Genomic DNA, 18,748 nt, shown 5'->3' with positions numbered 1-18,748 from the left:
GAGGGGTGCCCACCGCCGCGTCGTGTCAGCTCCCGGCGTAGGTGCCGAAGCTGAAGGTGTTGCCCTCGGGGTCGCGCACCGAGAAGTCGCGCGAGCCGTGGTCCTGGTCGTAGGGGCGCATCAGGACCTCGGCGCCGGCCACCACCGCCCGCTCGAACAGCGCGTCGGGGGAGTCGGTGACCAGGTACACCGCGGCCGACCCGCGCGGCTTGCCGAACGGGCTGGCCGGGTCGGTGGTCCCCAGCATGACGCCACCGCCCAGCGGCCAGCGCAGCTCGGCGTGCACGATGCCGCCGCTGTCATCGGGCACGACCAGCGCTTCGGTGAACCCGAAGGCTTCCACGAGGAACCGGAGACCTCCTGGCTTGTCGTCGTAGGGGATCAGCGGCCAGATGGGTGCTCGTCGCGCTTCGCTCTCCATGGCGCCAGCATGACCTCGTCGACGTCGGCTCGCCGCGGATTCCGGCGCACCGAATACATTTGTAATGTTGATGACTTCAGTGTCGACCGAAATTAATCTCCAATCACGGAACACCCCGCGAAGCCCAGGAACAAGAAGTCAGCCCTCGTCCTCGGGATCGAGGTAGGAGCCGCCGGAGATGCCCAAGCCGCGCAGGGTTCCCACCAGGTGTTCGCGCAGGCGCTGCTTGGCGAGTTCGGGATCGGCGTCGCGGAGGGCTTCGGCGAGGCCGCCGTGCTGGTGGGTGATGCGCGGCCGCGCGGTGTGGGTGCGCGCGGTGGCGGTGATCCGCATCTGCTTGTCCCGCAGCGCGGTGTAGAGGTCGGTCACCACCGGGTTGCCCGCGGCGGCGACGAGGTGGGCGTGGAAGCCGCGGTCGGCCTCGTGCAGCGCGGCGTCGGTGAGCTCGCCCGCGTCGCAGGCCGGGTGTTCGAGCAGTTCGCGCCCGACGGTGCGCATCGCCTCGGGGCCCTCGGTGGCCAGCTTGTCGATGGCGAAGCTCTCCATCGCCAGCCGGGCCTCCAGGACCGCGCGGGCCTCCAGCGGTGTGACCGGCAGGACGAGGGCGCCGCGTTTCGGGTAGAGGCGCAGGAAGCCCTCGGCCTGCAGGCGGAGGAACGCCTCGCGGACCGGGGTGCGCGACATCTCCAGCGCCGTGGCGATCTCGCCTTCGGACAGCAGGTGGCCGTCGGGGAAGCCGCCGTCCAGCAGTCCTGCCTTGACGTGCTGGTAGGCGCGGTCGGCGGCCGGTGGTCCGGCCTCGGCGGCTGTGGCGGGAGACACGGGGTGGTGCGGTGTTGCGCTCGACACGCGGTCATCGTACTTGCACGCCGCTTGTATCTAAGCTGTATGCGAGTTTCTCGTGGGGAGGTCCTGCCACCGTGACCCGAACGGTTCCGAGCGCACCACCGCGCAGCACCAGAGGAGGCCGCACCGCCTGGCTGGTGTGGGGCGTCGGTGCCGCGTGCTACTTCGCGGCGATGTTCCACCGCGCCAGCCTGGGCGTCGCCGCGCCCGCCGCGCTGGAGCGCTTTTCCGCGGGTCCGGCGGTGCTCGCCGTGTTCTCCGCGCTGCAGATGGGCGTCTACCTGGCGCTGCAGGTGCCCGCCGGAGTGCTGGCCGACCGGCTCGGCCCGCGCAAGGTGATCAGCGGCGGGATGCTGGCGCTGGCGCTCGGCTCGGCGGTGTTCGGGATCAGCGGCTCGGTCCTCGGCGGGGTCGCGGGCCGGATGCTCATCGGGTTCGGCGACGCCTTCATGTTCACCAACGTGCTGCGGCTGGCCGCGCACTGGTTCCCGCCCGCCCGCTACGGCCAGGTCGCCGCGATCACCGGGCTGATCGGCGGGCTCGGGCAGGTGCTGTCGACGGTGCCGCTGGCCGCGGCGCTGCACGGATTCGGCTGGGTGCCGACGTTCGTCGGCGCGGCCGGGTTGACGCTGGCCCTGGCGGCGGTGGCGGCCGGGGTGATCCGCGAGCGGACCGACGAGCGGCCCGCCACCGCGCCGCCTCGGGAGCGGATCGGGGCGTCGCTGCGGGCGGTGGTCGCCCAGCGGGGCACCCGGCACGCGTTCTGGGTGCACTTCGTGCTGATGGCGCAGTTCGTGGCGTTGACGACGCTGTGGGGCCAGCCGTGGTTGACCGAGGCGCAGGGACGCAGCCGCACGGAGGCGGGTTCGCTGCTGCTGCTGGCGGTGGTCGCGTTCATCGTCGGTTCCCTGGTGGCCGGTCAGTTCGCGGCGGGCCGGCCGCTGCGTCGGGACCGCTACGCCCTGGCGATGTCGGTCGCCGTGGTGGTGGCGTGGGTGGTGCTGGCCGGGTGGCCGGGGGCGCTGCCGACTCCGCTGCTGGTGGTCGCGCTGGCGGTGATCGGGGTCGCCGGGGGTGCGGCGATGCTCGCCTTCGACGGGGCCCGGCTGGCCAATGCCGAGCACCGCTCCGGCACGGCGTCCGGCGTGGTCAACATGGGCGGGTTCACCGCCGCGGTGCTGATCCAGCTCCTCGTCGGCGGTGTCCTGCAGGCGACGTCCTCGTTGCCGGGGCCGACCGCCTACCGGTGGGCGTTCCTGCCGGTGGTGCTGCTGCTCCTGCTGGGAACGGTGGCGCAGGGCCTGTCGCGGGTCCGCGCCGCGCCGGAACGGGGATAGGGTCGGCCTCCTGTGGTGGCCGGGTCGGCCGACGGGGGCCGGCGGCAGTGATGGAGGTTTCGTGTCCGCAGCGCTGGAACTGGACAACGTGGTCGGCGGCGAGCGGGTGGGCACCCTGGCCGGGGAGCGCCTGCCGCTGGTGGATCCGAGCACCGGTGAGGAGTACGGGAGTTCCCCGCTGACCCGGTGGATGGACGTCGACGCGGCGATGGACGCGGCGGCGCGGGCCTTCGAGGGGTGGTCGCGGAGCACCCCGGGGCAGCGGCAGCGGGCGCTGCTGGCGCTGGCCGACGCGGTGGTGGAGCGCGCCGACGAGCTGGTGCTGGCGGAATGCCGCAACACGGGCAAGCCGTGGTCGGTGGTGCGGGACGCGGAGCTGCCCGCGGCGGTGGACCTGCTGCGGTTCTACGCGGGCGCGGCGCGGGTGCTGGAGGACGGTGCGGCGGGGGAGTACCTGCCGGGGCACACCTCGTTCGCGCGGCGGGAGCCGATCGGGGTGTGCGCGCAGACCGCGACGTGGACGCATCCGCTGCTGCTGGCCGTCGCCGAGCTCGCCCCCGCGCTGGCCGCGGGCAACTCGGTGGTGCTCAAGCCCGCCGAGACGACGCCGGTGACCGCGGTGCTGCTGGGGGAGATCGCGGCCGCGGTGCTGCCCGCCGGGGTGGTCAACGTGGTGTGCGGTGACCGGGACAGCGGTCGGGCGATGGTGGCGCACGGGGTGCCCGGGATGTTCACCATCACCGGCTCGGTGCGTTCCGGGATGGAGGTGGCCGGTTCGGCGGCGGCCGACCTCAAGCGGGCGCACCTGCAGTTGGGCGGCAAGGCGCCGGCGGTGGTCTTCGCGGATGCGGACCTGGCGCGGGCGGCCGAGGGGATCGCGGCCTCGGCGTTCGGCGACGCGGGGCAGAGCTGCACGGCGGCCAGCCGGGTGCTGGTGGCCGAGGAGGTGCACGACGAGCTGCTGGCGGCGCTGGTGGAGCGGGCGGGGGCGATGCGGCCGGGGCCGCCGCAGGATCCCGACGCGGCGTTCGGCCCGCTCAACAGCGCGGGGCAGCTCGACGTGGTGCAGGCCCACTTGGAGCGGTTGCCCGGCCACGCCCGGATCGTGGCGGGTGGTCGGCGCAAGGGGGAGCGGGGCTTCTTCCACGAGGCGACGGTGGTCGCGGGGGTGCACCAGGACGACGAGCTGGTGCAGAACGAGGTGCTGGGCCCGGTGCTGACGGTGCAGCGGTTCGCCGACGACCAGGAGGCGGTGGCGCTGGCCAACGAGGTGCGCTACGGGCTGGTCGCGAGCGCGTGGACGCGGGATCACGGCCGGGCGATGCGGATGTCGCGGGCGTTGCAGGCGGGCACGGTGTGGATCAACGCGCATCGCGGGCTGGTGGCGGAGATGCCGCACAGCGGTTTCAAGCATTCGGCGTCGGCGCGGGATTTCGGGCGAGCCGGCCTGGAGGAGTACACCCGGGTCAAGCACGTCATGTCCTGCTGGCAGGAGTGATCGGCGGTCCGCCGCTCGCCGGCGGCGCTCCTGATCCGGGCGCGGTTTCGCGGCCGTCCGCGCGAGGGCACCGCGGGGACGGCCGGAGATCGTGGTCAGCGGGGGACGCGGCTCCAGGGGTGGGCCTGCTCGTAGGCGCGGGCGGCCCGCAGGACGAGGGCGTCGGCGTGGCGGGGGCCGACGATCTGCAGTCCGATGGGGAGTCCGCCGCCGGTGCGTCCGCAGGGGATGCTGGCGGCGGGCTGCTGGGTCATGTTGAACGGGTAGGTGAACGGGGTCCAGCTCGTCCAGCGCGGCCGGTTCCAGCCGGGCGGTACTTCGTGCCCGGCTTCGAAGGGCGGGATCGGCACGGTCGGGGTCAGCAGCAGGTCGTAGTTCTGGTGGAAGGCGCCCATGCGCTGGCCGAGCAGCATCCGGGTGTTGGTGGCCTCGAGGTAGTCCTGGGCGGAGTAGGTGAGGCCCTGCTCGGTGATCTCCCGGAGTCCGGGGTCGAGCTGCGTGCGCTGGTCGGCGGTGAGGTGCTGGACGGATTTGGCCGCGCCGGAGAACCACAGGACGTGGAAGTCCTCGGCGGGGTCGGCGAATCCGGGGTCGGCGCGTTCGACGGTGGCGCCGAGCGCGGTGAAGTGCTCGGCGGCGGTGGTGACGGCGCGGGTGATCTCGGGGTCGACCTCGACCCCGTCGAAGCCGAGGTCGAGGCTCAGCGCGATGCGCAGGCCGCGCACGCCGTCGTCGAGGCCGTCGAGGTAGGAGGCGTGCGGTGGTTCGAGGGCGGACCAGTCGCGGGCGTCGGGTTCGGCGAGGACGTCGAGCATGAGCGCGGTCTCGGTGACGGTGGTGGTCATCGGTCCGGCGTGGGCGAGGGTGCCGAACGGGCTGGCGGGGTAGTGCGGGATGCGCCCGTAGGTGGGTTTGAGGGTGCAGATCCCGCAGAACGACGCGGGGATGCGCACCGAGCCGCCGCCGTCGGTGCCGATCGCCAGCGGCGCCATGCCGAGCGCGACGGCCGCGGCGGCGCCGCCGCTGGAGCCCCCGGCGGTGCGGGTGGTGTCCCACGGGTTGCGGGTGGTGCCGTGCAACGGGGAATCGGTGACGCCCTTCCAGGCGAGTTCCGGGGTGGTGGTCTTGCCGACGAAGACGGCGCCGTGCTCGCGGAGCCGGGCGGTGGTGGGCGCGTCGGGCGTGGCGGTGGGGGTGGTGGTGCGGGAGCCGCGCAGGGTCGGCCAGTGCTCGGTGAGGAAGATGTCCTTGATGGAGGTGGGGACGCCGTCGAGCTTGCCCCGGGGTTGGCCGCGCTGCCAGCGCTGTTCGGAGGCGCGGGCCTGCTCGCGGGCGTGGTCGGGGTCGACGAGGCAGTAGGCGTTGACGGCGCCGTCGGCTTCGGCGATGCGGTCGAGCACGGCGTCGGTGGCTTCGACGGGGGAGAGCTCCCCGGTGCGGTAGGCGGCGAGCAGTTCGGTGGCGGTGAGGTCGGCCGCGGTGCGGGTGGTGGTGTCCTGGGTGTGGGTCATTCAGTGCTCCGATCCGCTGACGTATCCCCGTTGCTTGTCGACCACGTTGCGCAGCTTCGCCCCGTCGGCGTAGTCGCGCAGGTTGGCCAGGAACAGCTCGACGAGTTCGTCGGTCCAGCCGACGGTGTCGCCGGACATGTGGGGGGAGATGAGCACGTCGGGCATCTCCCACAGGGGTGAGTCGGGGGGCAGCGGTTCGGTGTCGAACACGTCGAGCGCGGCGCCGGCCAGGCGGTGTTCCCGCAGCGCGGTGATCAGGTCGTCGGTGACGACGAGTTCGCCGCGACCGACGTTGATCAGGCGGGCGGTGGGCCGGCACCGGGCGAGGACGGTGCTGTCGACGAGGCCGGTGGTCTGCTCGGTCAGCGGCGCGGCCAGGACCAGGTAGTCGATCTGGTCGAGGTGGTCGGCGAGGTCGTCGGAGCGGTGGACGTCGCCGAAGTCGGGGTCGCCGGTGCGGGCGCGGCGGCCCGCGCCGGTGACGGTCATGCCCGCGGCGGTGAGCTGGCGGGCGATGGCGCGGCCGATGGGGCCGGTGCCGACGACCAGCGCGGATTTCCCGGCGATGCGTTCGGTTTCGCGGTGCCGCCACTGCTTGCGGTCCTGGAGGCGGACGCTGGTGTGCAGGTCCTTGGCGAAGGACAGCACGGTGCCCAGGACGTATTCGGCCATCGGCTGGTCGAAGACGCCGCGGGAGTTGGTCAGCACGGTGTCGGAGTCCACGAGGGCGGGGAACAGCAGGTGGTTGACCCCGGCGCTGGCGGCGTGGACCCAGCGGGGGCCGCCGGTGGCGGGCCAGGCGCGGGCGACGGCGTCGGACCGGAAGTCCCACACGAACAGCACGTCGGTGCCGGGCAGGGCGTCGGGGAGCTGGTCGTCGGTGACCTCCCGGACGTCGGCGACCGCCGCGATCCGGTCCAGGGACGGGGGCGGGGTGCCTGCGTGCAGGACGGCGACGGTGGGCGCGGGGTGGGTCATGGGCGGCCTTCGCGGACGGAGGTGTGCGGTCCCCGCCGAGCGTGCCGGGAGGAGCGGCCGAGCCGGGGCATTGACACGCTAGGAACGCTTCGTACGATTGTCAACAATCCGCGTGGGTGCTCGTCCGGCGGCGAGGAGCACGGACCCGGAGTCATCACCCCTCCCCGTGAACGGAAGCGATGTCGATGCCCAGGTACCTGACGATCACCCTGGAAAAGCGCGGGGTGTCCTGCGTGGCCGAGCTGCTGGACAAGGACGCGCCGCGCACCTGCGAGGCCGTGTGGCAGGCGCTGCCCCAGGTCGGGCCGGCGCACCACGCGAAGTACGCGCGCAACGAGGTCTACACGATGGTGCCGCGGTTCGCCGCGGAGGAGCCGGGGCGGGAGAACCCGACGGTGACCCCGATCCCGGGCGACGTCGTCTACTTCTCCTTCGACGGCGGGATGCTCGACCGCGGGTTCAAGGAGGAGAAGGACATCCACGAGCTGCCCGGCGTGATCGATCTGGCGATCTTCTACGGCCGGAACAACCTGCTGCTCAACGGTGACGTGGGCTGGGTTCCGGGCAACGTCTTCGCGACGATCGTGGAGGGGCTGGACCGGATGGCCGAGGCGTGCCACGACGTGTGGCGGTCCGGCAGCGTCGGCGAGACCCTCCGCTACGCGCGCCACACCGGGTGACGGGGGCGCGCGATGCCGCCTGAACCGCTGGAGGCGGTGGCGGGTCCGCAGCCGCAGCGCGGGATCGGGGTGATCGCCCCGTTCGACCTGGCGCTGGACCGGGAGCTGTGGCGGTGGGCGCCCGCCGAGGTGTCGCTGTACCTGACCCGCACCCCGTTCGTGCCGGTGCCGGTGACGGTGGAGATGGCGTCGTTGATCAGCGACGAGGCCGCCGTGCACAGCGCCACCCGGGATCTGCTGGTGCCGGAGCCGGAGGTGGTGGCTTACGCCTGCACCTCGGGCAGCTTCGTCGGTGGCGCGGTGGGCGAGCGGGCGCTGGTCGAGGTGATGCGCGACGCGGGCGCCCCGGCGGCGGTGACGGCCTCGGGGGCGCTGGTGGAGGCGTTGCGGTCGCTGGGCGTCAGCCGGGTGTCGGTGGCCTCGCCGTACGTCGAGGCGGTGTCGGAGCGGCTGGGCGGGTTCCTGGCCGACTACGGCGTCGAGGTGGTGGCCAACGTGGGTCTGGGTCTGCTGGGCCAGATCTGGAAGGTCGCCTACCGCGACGTGGTGGACATCGTGCGCTCGGCGGACCGCCCGGAATCGGAGGCGATGTTCATCAGCTGCACCAACCTGCCGACCTACGACATCATCGGCCCGCTGGAGCAGGAGCTGGGCAAACCGGTGCTCACGGCGAACCAGGTCACGGTGTGGGCGGCGCTGCGCGCGATGGGGTTGCGCGCGGTGGCCCCGGAGCAGCGGCTGCTGCAGGTGGTCGATGCGCCCGCCGCGTGACGAACAGGTCACGAACCCCTTTTCGCCGACGGGACGTGCGGTAACATTGTCGACAATCGACCGAGTTGATCGGTGGTCGTCGACGCCGTTGTCCGCCGTCCCGTCGGTTCCGCCGGCTGCCCGCCGGTGGTCCTGACGCACCCGACGACGAAGGAGGGAGCTCCCCGGTGCCGTTCACCGCAGGAATCCTCTACCCCGGCTACAGCGCCGAAGACGACTACCCGACCTTGGCGGGGTTGCTGGGCGAAGGCTGCCGGCTGCCCCTGGTCCACACCGAGATGCGCGAGGACGCGCACCGCGTGGACGCCCTGCTGGACGTGGGCTCCCGGGAGGTGCTCGCCGACGGGGCCCGGCGGCTCCTCGACCACGGGGTGTCGTCGGTGCTGTGGGGCTGCACCAGCGGCAGCTTCGTGTTCGGCCCGGAGGGCGCCCGCGAGCAGGTCGAGAAGTTGCGGGCGGTCACCGGGCTGCCCACCTCCAGCACCTCGTTCGCGTTCGTCCGCGCCGCGCAGGCGCTGGGCGTGCGGCGGGTCGCGGTGGCCGCGACCTACCCGGCGGACGTGGCGGAGCGGTTCGCGGACTTCCTGGAGGCCGCCGAGCTGGAGGTGGTGCGGATGTCCAGCCGTGGCATCATCACCGCCGCCGAGGTCGGCACCCTGGGACGCGAGGAGGTCCTGGAGTTCGCGGCGGCCAACGACGACGCCCGCGCCGAGGCCCTGCTGCTGCCGGACACCGCGCTGCACACCGCGGCGTGGCTGGACGACCTCGAGGAGCGGGTCGGCAAGACCGTGCTCACCGCCAACCAGGTCACCGCGTGGGAAGCGCTGCGCCTGGCCGGTGATCGCGGTACGCACAACGGATTGGGAACGCTGTTCCGGGTGCCCGCCTGAGGGCGGCCCGGGCGGCCGGGGACGCGGAGGTCCCCGAACTGAGGAGATGGTGTTCTGGTGCTCGGGATCGAGGAGCATAACCAGCCAGGCGAATTAGAACCGGTGCAGCGCAAGTCGACCGCGGCGATCGTGGCCGACCAGCTCCGGGCGGCGATCATGTACGGGTCGCTGGCGCCCGGCAGCCAGCTCGGCGAGGCGGAGCTCGCGGCGCGGCTGGGGGTGAGCCGGGGTCCGCTGCGGGAGGCGATGCAGCGGCTGGTGGCCGAAGGGCTGCTGCGCAGCGAGCCGCACCGCGGGCTGTTCGTGATGACCTTGGACACCGAGGACGTCGACGACATCTACCTGGCCCGCCTCGCGGTGGAGCGGGCGGCGTGCGTGCAGATCGTCCGCCACCACCGGGTCGAGGCGGTCGCGGAGCTGACCGCGGCGCAGAGCCGGATGGTGGCCGCGGCGGGCAAGGGCGACCCGATCGAGCTGGCCGACGCCGATCAGGAGTTCCACGAGACCCTGGTGCGGGTTTCGGGCAGCCCGCGGCTGCAGCGGATGGCCCAGACGCTGCTGGTGGAGAAGCGGATGTGCCTGACCGCGCTGCAGGACAAGTACCACGCCGACGTGCAGGCGCTGGTCGACGAGCACAAGGGCCTGGTCGATGCGATCGAGGCCGCCGACGAGGAGTTGCTGCTGGCGCGGTTGGAGGGGCACATGACCGACGCCCAGCACCGGCTCGGCGGTTCGATGACCGGCTGAGCCGGGACCGACGGCGGCGGGCGGCCCCCGGGGATCCGGGGAGCCGCCCGCCGCGTGCTCGGTGGCGCGTCACAGGCCGCCGATGGCGACGTACTTGGTCTCCAGGAACTCGTCGATGCCGACCTTGCCGCCTTCGCGGCCCAGCCCGGAGTGCTTGGTGCCGCCGAACGGCGCCGCCGGGTTGGACACCACGCCCTGGTTGAGCCCGACCATGCCGGCGTCGAGCCGTTCCGACACCCGCAGGGCCCGCTGGAGGTCGCGGGTGTAGAGGTAGCTGACCAGGCCGTACTCGGTGGCGTTGGCGACGTCGACCACCGAGTCCTCGTCGGTGAACGGGGTGATCGGGGCGACGGGGCCGAAGATCTCCTCGGTGGTCAGCCGCGAGTCCACCGGCACGTCGGTGAGCACGGTCGGGGTGTAGAAGTAGCCGTCGCCGTCGGGGCGGGAGCCGCCGGTGACGACTTCGGCGCCCCGGTCGACGGCGTCGGCCACGAGTTCGGTGACCTTGCCGAGCTGGTCGGCGTCGATCAGCGGACCGACCTCGATGCGGTCGGTGACGCCGCGGCCGATGCGCAGCGCGGACATCCGCTCGGCGAGGCGTTCGGCGAACGCGCCGACGACGTCGGCGTGCACGTAGAACCGGTTGGCGGCGGTGCAGGCTTCCCCGATGTTGCGCATCTTGGCCAGCATCGCGCCGTCGACCGCGGCGTCGAGGTCGGCGTCGTCGAAGACGATGAACGGCGCGTTGCCGCCGAGCTCCATCGACACCTTGAGCACCTGCTCGGCGGACTGCTCGATGAGCTTGCGGCCGACCGAGGTGGAACCGGTGAACGACAGCTTGCGGGCCCGCCCGTCGCGGATCATCGGCTCCATCAGCTTGCCCGCCGAGCGGGAGGTCACCACGTTGAGCACGCCGTCGGGCAGCCCGGCCTCCATCAGGATCTCGGCCAGCGCGAGCATCGACAGCGGCGTCTGGTGGGCGGGTTTGATCACCGAGGTGCAGCCCGCGGCGATGGCCGGACCGATCTTGCGGGTGCCCATCGCCATCGGGAAGTTCCACGGCGTGATCAGCAACGCGGGGCCGACGGGCTGGCGCATCACCAGGAAGCGGCCGGTGCCGTTGGGGGAGGTGGCGTAGTCGCCGCCGATGCGCACGGCCTCCTCGGAGAACCAGCGGAAGAACTCCGCGGCGTAGGTGATCTCGGCGCGCGACTCGGTCAGCGGCTTGCCCATCTCCAGGGTCATCAGCAGCGACAGGTCCTCGTGGCGGCGCATGATGATCTCGTAGGCGCGGCGCAGGATCTCCCCGCGTTCGCGCGGCGGGTGCTGGGCCCAGTCGTGCTGCGCCTCGGCGGCGGCGGCCAGCGCGGCCAGCCCGTCGTCGGGGCTGGCGTCGGCGACCTCGCACAGCGCCCGGCCGGTGGAGGGGTCCTCGACCTCGTAGGTGGCGTCCTGGCTCGCGGCCCGCCACTTGCCGCCGATGAGCAGCTGCTTCGGGGCGTCGTCGACGACCGCGGCTTCGCGCGGGTGCTGTTCGGTCGTGGGAGTGCTCATGGTGGACCCTTCTGCTCGTGGGCGGTGGACACCAGCGCTGGCTGATGGTTGCATGTCAGGCAAGATTGTCAACAATCCTACGGTCTTCGACAGCTTGGAGTCGATCATGGCTGAGCTCTCGCCGGTGCTGAAGCAGGCGACGCCGGTGCTGGCCGCCCGCGGAGAGGGCGTGCACCTCTTCGACGAGCAGGACCGCCGCTACCTGGACTTCACCGCCGGGATCGGGGTGACCAGCACCGGCCACTGCCACCCGCGCGTGGTGGAAGCCGCCCAGCGGCAGGTGGGTACCCTGATCCACGGCCAGTACACGACGGTCATGCACCGCCCGCTGCTCGAACTCACCGATCGGTTGGGGGAGGTGCTGCCGAGCGGGCTGGACCGGGTCTTCTACTCCAACTCCGGCAGCGAGGCCGTCGAGGCCGCCGTGCGGCTGGCCCGCCAGGCCACCGGCAGGCAGAACGTGATCGCCTTCCAAGGCGGCTTCCACGGCCGCACCATGGGCGCGGGCGCGCTGACCAGCTCCGGGACGAAGGTGCGCGCGGGCATCGGCCCGATGATGCCGGGCGTGGTGTTCACCCCGTTCCCCGAGGCCTACCGGCACGGGTGGAGCGAGGCGGAGGCGGTGCGCTTCGCCCTGGCCGAGTTCGACCGGCTGCTGGTGACCGTGAGCGCGCCGGTGGACACCGCGGCGGTCATCGTCGAACCGGTGCTCGGCGAGGGCGGCTACATCCCGGCGCCGCCGGAGTTCCTGACCGGGCTGCGGGAGCGCGCCGACCGCCACGGCATCCTGCTGATCGCCGACGAGGTGCAGACCGGGGTCGGGCGCACCGGGACGTTCTGGGGCCACGAGCGCGCCGGCATCACTCCGGACATCCTCATCACCGCGAAGGGCCTGGCCAGCGGGTTCCCGCTGTCGGCGATCGCGGCGCCGGAGGAGCTGATGGGGCGGGCGTGGCCCGGTTCGCAGGGCGGCACCTACGGCGGCAACGCGGTGGCCGCCGCCGCGGCGCTGGCCACCCTGGACGTGGTGCGCGACGAAGGGCTCGTGGACAACGCCGCCGAGCAGGGCTCCCGGCTGCGCGAAGGGCTGCGCAAGGTCGCCGCCGAGCACCCGGTGATCGGGGACGTGCGCGGGCTGGGCGTGATGGTGGGCAACGAGTTCACCACGCCCGAGGGCACCCCGGACACCGAGACCGCCGGGCGGGCGCACCGGGCCGCCGCCGAGCGCGGCCTGCTGCTGCTGACCTGCGGTCCGCACGGCAACGTGGTGCGCATGATCCCGCCGCTGATCGTCACCGCCGAGCAGGTCGACGAGGCCGTGGGCCTGTGGGCCGACGCGGTCGCCGAGGTCGCCCCGCGCTGAGCACCGCACCCGCGGTGAGCGATCGCACTGCGTGGCCCCGCACGGCCGCTGACCAGCCTGGACGGGTGAGAGCTGATCACCGTTCGGTAGCGGTGCGTGCTTCGCTCCGGGCCTTCTGGGATGCTGCACGCCAGAGTTCGGCGCACCGGTCGTGGTGCGCCGGGGAACACGACTGGCGCAGGTGTAGAGGTCATGAGCGATTGGTCGGCGCAGCCGCCGCCGAGGTCCGGGCGGCCGCAGGGCGGCGGCAAGTACGACTACTACGGGGGCGGCCCGGCGCAGGACCGCCGACCGCCGCCGCCCCCGACGCGCCGCGACCCCCCGCCCCCGCCACGCGGGGGACCGCCGCCGCGCGGCGGGGGCGGGGGGCGCCGCAAACCCAAGCGGTGGGGGCGGCGCATCGGCGTCACCCTGCTCGTGGTGGCCGTGCTGCTGGGCGCGTTGGTGTTCTACGTCGACAGCATGCTGCAGCGCACCGCCGCGCTGGACTACGAGGGCCGCATCGAGGACACCCCGGGCACCAACTGGCTCCTCGTCGGCTCCGACAGCAGGGAGGGCCTCGACGAAGCCCAGCGGGAGGAGCTCTCCGCCGGTGACGCCGGCGGGCGCCGCACCGACAGCATGATGCTGGTGCACATCCCCGACGGCGGCGGCAAGCCCGCGCTGATCAGCCTGCCCCGCGACTCCTCGGTGCCGATCCCCGGCTATGGCCGGAGCAAGCTCAACGCCGCCTTCGCCCACGGCGGACCGCAGTTGCTGTCGCAGACCGTGGAGCAGGCCACCGGCGTCCACATCGACCACTACGCCGAGATCGGCTTCGGCGGGTTCTCGGACCTGGTGGACGCGGTCGGCGGTGTCGACATCTGCCTCGAGAAGCCGATGCAGGACCACCGCGCCAACGTCAACCTGCCCGCCGGGTGCCAGGAGCTCGACGGGCCCAACGCCCTCGGGTTCGTCCGGGCCCGCTACTCGCTGGACGGCGGCGACCTCGAACGCGCCGAGAACCAGCGCAAGCTGCTCGGCGCCCTGGTCGACAAGGCCACCAGCCCGGCCACCCTGCTCAACCCGTTCCGGATGTTCCCGCTGGCCTCCGGGGCGAGCAAGACGTTCCTGGTCGACGACGGCGACCACGTGTGGCACCTGGCGTCGCTGGCGCTGGCGATGGGCGAGATCAGCGGCCCCGGCGGCATCACCACCAGCGTCCCGTTCGGCGGGTTCGACACCGTCAACGGCCAGTCCGTCGTGGTGTGGGACCGGGAGAACGCGCTGCGGATGTTCGAGGCCGTGGCCAACAGCGAACCGATCCCCGCCGACCTGCTCGGCCAGTAGCGCGCGGGGCGGGCCACCGCTGCGGTGGCCCGCCCCGGTACCGGGCGCAGGGATCAGGGGCGCAGGGATCAGGAGGCGAACCCGCGCAGTGCCGCGTAGTCGCCGTTGAAGGCGTCCTGGCAGCCCGGGAACACGCCGCGGTCGCTGTGCTGCCAGATCGTGCGGTGCGTCCACCCCGCGGGCAGCTCACCCGGTTGCGGTGCGTAGCGGGCCATCCACAGCGGGTTGTTCGCCCCGAAGTCCGGGTTGGCGCCGGTGCAGTGGTTCCACCAGCTCGCCGTGGTGTAGATGACCGGGAAGCGGCCCGTCCGCGAGTGGTAGGTGTTGCTGAAGTCGGCGATCCAGCGCGACATCGCCGCCGGGTCCAGCCCGTAGCACATCTGCCCGTAGGGGTTGTGCTCGATGTCCAGCGCCCCGGGCAGCGTGCGGCCGTCCGGCGTCCAGGCCCCGCCGTTGTCGACGAAGTAGTGGGCCTGCGCGGCGCCGCTGGAGCGGTCCGGCAGCGCGAAGTGGTAGGCGCCCCGCACCATGCCCACGTCGTAGGAGCCGCGGTACTGCGCGTCGAAGGTGCTGCTGCGGAACCCGGTGCCCTCGGTGGCCTTGACGTAGGCGAAGCGGGCGCCGTCGGCCCACGCCCGCTGCCAGTCCACGTGCGGTTGGTGGCCGCTGACGTCCATCCCGGCGACCCCGACCGCGGACCGCGCCCGCGGCGCCGGGGTGCCGCCCCCGACGCTGTACCCGGCCCACGCCCCGCGCGGGTCGTCCGGGTCCAGTCGGGGGGTGGCGGGCTGGTCGGCGGCGACCGCCGGGGCGGCGAAGGCCAGCGCCGCGAGCAGCGCCGCGGCGGAGGCGACGGCGCGGCGCAGCGCTCGCCGCCCGCGGTGCTGCTCGGGGATCTGCGGACGTGCCACGGGGTTTCCCTCCTCGACGCGCATGGCTGCGGGGTCGTCACATCGGGTAGCGGATCATGCGCGGAGGGAGAATAGCGCGGGTCCGGGGCGCTCGCCCGATCTCGGCGGCCCGCGCGTGTTCCACTGTGGTGGGTGGGTGAGGTGGCTCTCCCGAGTGGAGATTCCGGAGCAGGTCGGGTAGGTCTCGGGGCATGGCACAACGAGCAGGGGGACCCGGCAGGCGACGCGACGACCGGGGGCAGCGCCCGCCGAGGCGGTCGGCCGACCGGGACGAGCGGGGGCTGCGCCAGGAGCTGCGCGGCATGCACGGGTCGAGCTACGGCCGGTACAAGGCGCTGACCGGGCAGTGGGCGTTCGAGGCGTTCACCTTGGAGGTCCAGCGCGTGCAGCCGGACCCCTACGCGCCCGCCAGCCGCTGCGAGGTGCGGGTGCCCGCCGAGGTCGCCGGTTTTCCCCGGGAGCTGTGGTCGACCCCGGTGCGGGCGCGCGCGCTCGCCGGGTTCCTGGTCCGCGCGGCCCACCGGGTGCTGCGCGACAGCAGGTTGCGCGTCGACGCCGGTCACCAGGAGGTGCTGGAGCGCAGCTCCTGCCGCATCGACGGGGGCGACGTGGTGCTGCGGCTGGGCATCGACCTGCCGGGCCGGGGGCGGACCATCGACGGCAGGCAGGCCGAGCAGGCGCTGTGCGAGGACCTGCCCGACGCCGTCGAGGACGCCTTGCGCCACGTCAACACCGACGCCCGGCGGGTGGCGTCCTTCGTGGACTCGGTGGAGGACACCGACGCGCTGCGCCGGATGCTGCCCTCGCGGGGACTGGTCGCGTTCGTGGCCGACGGGGCGATCCTGCCCCGCCGTTCCGGAGTGGACGACCGGCCGCTGACCGACGCGATCCCGTTCAGCTCACCGGAGTCGCTGCGGGTGACCGTCGAGCTGCCCAACCGGGGCGAGGTCACCGGCATGGGGCTGCCGGAAGGCATCACGCTGATCGTCGGCGGCGGTTTCCACGGCAAGTCGACGTTGCTGCGGGCGCTGGAGTTCGGGATCTACGACCACGTGCCGGGCGACGGCCGGGAACTGGTGGTGTGCCGCGACGACACCGTCAAGGTCCGCGCCGAGGACGGCAGGCGGGTGCACCGGGTCGACGTCAGCCCGTTCGTCAGCCACCTGCCCACCGGCGCCGACACCGCCGACTTCTCCACCGACAACGCCTCCGGGTCCACGTCGCAGGCCGCGGCGATCGTGGAGGCCGTCGAGGCCGGGGCGCGGACGCTGCTGGTCGACGAGGACACCGCCGCGACGAACCTGATGATCCGCGACGCCCGGATGCAGGCGCTGGTGGCCAAGGACGCCGAACCGCTCACCCCGTTCGTGGACCTGATCCGGCCGCTGCACGAGCAGCGCGGGGTGTCCACGGTGCTGGTGATGGGCGGTTCCGGCGACTACATGGACGTCGCCGACCAGGTGCTGATGATGGACGCCTACCGGGCGTTCGACGTGACCGCGCGAGCCCGCGAGCTGGCGGCGGAGTCGACCGGCCGCAACCCGGAGGCCGACGTCTTCCCGCCGGTGCGCGACCGGGTGCCCGACCCGCGGTCGATCCCGACCGACCGGCCGAAGGTCCGGGCCCGGGGCACCGATGCGCTGACCCTCGGCGAATCGACCGTGGAGCTGCGGGCCGTGGAGCAGCTCGTCGACCCCGCGCAGGTCACCGGGATCGGTCTGGCGCTGGTGAGCTGCGCCCGGAGCGGTCTGCTCGACGGGTCGCGCACCGTGGCCGAGGTGCTCGACGCCTTCGACGAGGAGGCCGGTCGCCGCGGTGTGTTCGCCGTGGACGACCGCTACGCCGGGGACTTCGCCGTGCCGCGCCGCTTCGAGCTCGCCGCCGCGCTGAACCGGCTGCGGGTGCTGCGGGTGTCGGGCTTCGCGGACTGAGGTGCCGCCCGCCGGCGGAGGTTTGTCCTGGCCCGTCCGGGGGGACCTTGGGGGCGCAGGGTGCGACCGACGCGCCGCGAGGGAGGCGGATGATGGCTGCCGCGGAGGGCTACGCCGATCGCGTGCAGGCCGGGCAGGTCCTGGCCGAGCGGCTCGGTGACGCCGACCTGCGCGATCCGGTGGTGCTGGGCCTCGCCCGGGGTGGCGTGCCGGTGGCCGCCGAGGTGGCGCGCGGCCTGGGGGCGCCGCTGCGCGTGTGCGTGGCGCGCAAGATCGGCGCCCCCGGGCACGCCGAACTCGCCATCGGAGCGGTCACCGCGGCGGGCCCGGCGACCTACGACGAGCGCATGGTGCGCTCCTTCGGCCTCGACGAGCAGGGGATGCGGGAGGCCGCCGACCAGGAGCGGGAGGAGGCCCGCAGCCGGGAGGAGCGGTTCCAGGTGGGGGAGCGGGTGCCGCTGGCCGACCGCGACGTCGTCCTCGTCGACGACGGTCTGGCCACCGGTGCCACCGCCCGCGCGGCGGTGCGGATGCTCCGCGAAGCCGGACCGCGCCGGATCGTGCTGGCCGTCCCGGTCGGCGCGCCCGACGCGGTGGAGTCGCTGTCCCACGAGGCCGACGAGGTGATCAGCGTGCTGCGGCCGCCGGACTTCGCCGCGGTGGGGCAGTGGTACCGCGACTTCAAGGCCACCGAGGACGCCGAGATCCTGGACATCCTCCACAGCTTCGCCTGACGACGCGCACACTGCGCGAAACCACCCGATCAGGTCATATCCGGTGCGGAGGGCGCCTTCGTGCCGGGCTGGCGGCAGCGCCCCGCCGAGTCTGCGGCGGCTCCGCGCAGGGCGTGAGAACTCCGTGGACGGCCTGGAGGAGCCGTTGCTGACGGGCGGCTGCCTGATGACCGCTGCGTTCACCGAGTACGACGACCGCACCGGCTGGGTCCGCTGCACGATCGAACGGCCTTGGCCCGTTCCTGCCCGTCTGCGGATGGTTCAGTTGAAAATCTCTGTCGATTCAGTGTCGACCCAAATCAATCCTCCCGGCGCGTAATCGCCAAGACCCGCCACGACGGCTAAGCTCGGCGCACACAAGCTCCGCAGCCGGAGATCGGGTGGTTTTCATGCCCGGTCGGGCGGTTTCGGGCGAGTTGGGTTGGATCCCGAACCCGGTATGGGGTTGATTGGTCGGCTATGGGTGCCAGTGGACGTTCCGATGAGCAGCCGCCGCAGGCTGGTAGGCACGCGCCGGAAGGGCGTGCGAGCGGGCGGCGCGGTGATTCCGGCGGGCACGGCTACTCAGCGGAGGTGGCCTGGCAGGTCGGTGACGCCACCACGGCGCTGGGCGCTCGGTTGAGCGACCCCGGGGTGGCGCATTCGGTCGAGGAGATCGAGCAGGTGATGCGCGGGTTCTCGGCGGCGGTGGAGGGCATGTCCACCGGGGTGACCGGGGTGACCGAGTGGTTGCGGGCGGCCGGCCACGCCGGCGCGCTGTCCGGGCACGCCAGCGTGGTGGCCGACCGCCTGGCCCACGCGAGCAAGGAGCTGACCAGGCTGGCCGAGGTCATCGACCAGGCCCAGCAGCGCGCGAGCTGACCGGGTTACCTCTCCTCCTCGCCGCTCTCCGGGCGTTCCGAACCCTCCGAGCTCTCCGGGCTTCCCGGGCGCTCCGGGCGTTCGGCCAGCGGGGCGTCCGGGTCGTCGTCGGCGGGCGGCTCGGCGTCGAGGAACTCCTCGGCCCGGGTCGGGTGGTTGCCGCGGAGCATCCCTTCGAGTTCCTTCTCCATCGCGTCGTCCTGGCGGGCTCCGTGCTTGCCGCTCTCGCGTTCCATGGGTTCCACGAGTCACCTCCGGGGGCCGGTTCGTGGGTTCGTCAGCGGCCGGTGCCCGGCCGCTGGTCGGGACCTACCCGGGTGGTGTGATCGGCACACGTCGGTGGTCACGCGCCGCGGTGCGGGCGGCCTCGGGGGCGCGGTGGTGCT

The 18,748-nt window shown here is 73.1% G+C and carries 19 protein-coding genes; 12 read left to right on the top strand and 7 right to left on the bottom strand.

What is annotated here, in order from left to right:
- Window positions 1-25: 25 nt before the first annotated feature.
- Together ABD976_RS22455 and ABD976_RS22450 are read right to left on the bottom strand one after the other, a co-directional pair.
- On the bottom strand, window positions 26-421 hold the full coding sequence (locus ABD976_RS22455; RefSeq protein ID WP_345366371.1) for a VOC family protein: 396 nt from the start codon (window positions 419-421) through the stop codon (window positions 26-28).
- 138 nt (window positions 422-559) lie between these two features.
- A complete protein-coding gene (locus tag ABD976_RS22450; protein ID WP_345366369.1) occupies window positions 560-1,270 on the bottom strand; it encodes a GntR family transcriptional regulator in 711 nt (236 codons plus the stop codon).
- A gap of 71 nt (window positions 1,271-1,341) precedes the next feature.
- Here ABD976_RS22450 and ABD976_RS22445 point away from each other — a divergent pair, with 71 nt between their 5' ends.
- Window positions 1,342-2,604: an MFS transporter gene (locus tag ABD976_RS22445; RefSeq protein ID WP_345366367.1), complete on the top strand. Its 1,263-nt coding sequence runs from the start codon at window positions 1,342-1,344 to the stop codon at window positions 2,602-2,604.
- Window positions 2,605-2,665: 61 nt separating this feature from the next.
- Window positions 2,666-4,102 (top strand): aldehyde dehydrogenase family protein, encoded by a 1,437-nt coding sequence (locus tag ABD976_RS22440; RefSeq protein WP_345366365.1) that lies wholly within the window; start codon window positions 2,666-2,668, stop codon window positions 4,100-4,102.
- A gap of 95 nt (window positions 4,103-4,197) precedes the next feature.
- Here ABD976_RS22440 and ABD976_RS22435 read toward each other — a convergent pair whose 3' ends face one another.
- Together ABD976_RS22435 and ABD976_RS22430 are read right to left on the bottom strand one after the other, a co-directional pair.
- Window positions 4,198-5,613, bottom strand: coding sequence for an amidase (locus ABD976_RS22435; protein ID WP_345366363.1), 1,416 nt, complete (start codon window positions 5,611-5,613; stop codon window positions 4,198-4,200).
- A complete protein-coding gene (locus ABD976_RS22430; protein ID WP_345366361.1) occupies window positions 5,614-6,591 on the bottom strand; it encodes a D-2-hydroxyacid dehydrogenase in 978 nt (325 codons plus the stop codon). It abuts the gene before it with no gap.
- 185 nt (window positions 6,592-6,776) lie between these two features.
- On the opposite strand from ABD976_RS22430, the gene ABD976_RS22425 reads away from it, so the two are divergent.
- The 4 genes from ABD976_RS22425 (at window position 6,777) to ABD976_RS22410 (ending at window position 9,679) form a co-directional block, all read left to right on the top strand.
- Complete coding sequence (locus ABD976_RS22425; protein ID WP_345366359.1) at window positions 6,777-7,271, top strand: DUF3830 family protein; 495 nt, start codon at window positions 6,777-6,779, stop codon at window positions 7,269-7,271.
- Between the two features lie 12 nt (window positions 7,272-7,283).
- The gene (locus ABD976_RS22420; RefSeq protein ID WP_345366357.1) at window positions 7,284-8,042 is read left to right on the top strand and encodes a maleate cis-trans isomerase family protein; all 759 of its coding nucleotides are present in this window, start codon (window positions 7,284-7,286) and stop codon (window positions 8,040-8,042) included.
- Window positions 8,043-8,209: 167 nt separating this feature from the next.
- Window positions 8,210-8,932 (top strand): maleate cis-trans isomerase family protein, encoded by a 723-nt coding sequence (locus ABD976_RS22415; protein WP_345366355.1) that lies wholly within the window; start codon window positions 8,210-8,212, stop codon window positions 8,930-8,932.
- A 57-nt stretch (window positions 8,933-8,989) separates the two neighbouring features.
- Window positions 8,990-9,679, top strand: coding sequence for a GntR family transcriptional regulator (locus ABD976_RS22410; protein WP_345366353.1), 690 nt, complete (start codon window positions 8,990-8,992; stop codon window positions 9,677-9,679).
- A gap of 69 nt (window positions 9,680-9,748) precedes the next feature.
- On the opposite strand, the gene ABD976_RS22405 is transcribed toward ABD976_RS22410, so the two are convergent.
- Window positions 9,749-11,233 carry an NAD-dependent succinate-semialdehyde dehydrogenase gene (locus ABD976_RS22405; protein ID WP_345366351.1) on the bottom strand — a complete coding sequence of 495 codons (1,485 nt, stop codon included), beginning with the start codon at window positions 11,231-11,233 and terminating at the stop codon, window positions 9,749-9,751.
- Between the two features lie 106 nt (window positions 11,234-11,339).
- Here ABD976_RS22405 and ABD976_RS22400 point away from each other — a divergent pair, with 106 nt between their 5' ends.
- Both ABD976_RS22400 and ABD976_RS22395 read left to right on the top strand, forming a co-directional pair.
- The gene (locus ABD976_RS22400) at window positions 11,340-12,596 is read left to right on the top strand and encodes an aspartate aminotransferase family protein (RefSeq protein ID WP_345366349.1); all 1,257 of its coding nucleotides are present in this window, start codon (window positions 11,340-11,342) and stop codon (window positions 12,594-12,596) included.
- A 192-nt stretch (window positions 12,597-12,788) separates the two neighbouring features.
- On the top strand, window positions 12,789-13,925 hold the full coding sequence (locus ABD976_RS22395; protein ID WP_345366347.1) for an LCP family protein: 1,137 nt from the start codon (window positions 12,789-12,791) through the stop codon (window positions 13,923-13,925).
- Window positions 13,926-13,993: 68 nt separating this feature from the next.
- Here ABD976_RS22395 and ABD976_RS22390 read toward each other — a convergent pair whose 3' ends face one another.
- On the bottom strand, window positions 13,994-14,836 hold the full coding sequence (locus ABD976_RS22390; protein WP_345366345.1) for a lysozyme: 843 nt from the start codon (window positions 14,834-14,836) through the stop codon (window positions 13,994-13,996).
- A gap of 191 nt (window positions 14,837-15,027) precedes the next feature.
- On the opposite strand from ABD976_RS22390, the gene ABD976_RS22385 reads away from it, so the two are divergent.
- The 4 genes from ABD976_RS22385 to ABD976_RS22370 all read left to right on the top strand — a co-directional run bounded on the left by ABD976_RS22385 (window position 15,028) and on the right by ABD976_RS22370 (window position 18,362).
- A complete protein-coding gene (locus ABD976_RS22385; protein ID WP_345366343.1) occupies window positions 15,028-16,767 on the top strand; it encodes an ABC-ATPase domain-containing protein in 1,740 nt (579 codons plus the stop codon).
- 92 nt (window positions 16,768-16,859) lie between these two features.
- A complete protein-coding gene (locus ABD976_RS22380) occupies window positions 16,860-17,501 on the top strand; it encodes a phosphoribosyltransferase (RefSeq protein WP_369774492.1) in 642 nt (213 codons plus the stop codon).
- A 43-nt stretch (window positions 17,502-17,544) separates the two neighbouring features.
- Window positions 17,545-17,820: a TetR family transcriptional regulator C-terminal domain-containing protein gene (locus tag ABD976_RS22375; protein ID WP_425570120.1), complete on the top strand. Its 276-nt coding sequence runs from the start codon at window positions 17,545-17,547 to the stop codon at window positions 17,818-17,820.
- Between the two features lie 254 nt (window positions 17,821-18,074).
- Window positions 18,075-18,362: a hypothetical protein gene (locus tag ABD976_RS22370; RefSeq protein ID WP_345366338.1), complete on the top strand. Its 288-nt coding sequence runs from the start codon at window positions 18,075-18,077 to the stop codon at window positions 18,360-18,362.
- 5 nt (window positions 18,363-18,367) lie between these two features.
- Here ABD976_RS22370 and ABD976_RS22365 read toward each other — a convergent pair whose 3' ends face one another.
- Window positions 18,368-18,598 (bottom strand): hypothetical protein, encoded by a 231-nt coding sequence (locus ABD976_RS22365; protein ID WP_345366336.1) that lies wholly within the window; start codon window positions 18,596-18,598, stop codon window positions 18,368-18,370.
- Between the last annotated feature and the right edge of the window lie 150 nt (window positions 18,599-18,748).

The organism is Saccharopolyspora cebuensis (genome assembly GCF_039542665.1).
GTDB classification, from domain to species: Bacteria; Actinomycetota; Actinomycetes; order Mycobacteriales; family Pseudonocardiaceae; genus Saccharopolyspora; species Saccharopolyspora cebuensis.
Note: the sequence above shows the minus strand (reverse complement) of the source record. Positions and strands in the feature narration are given on the sequence as shown.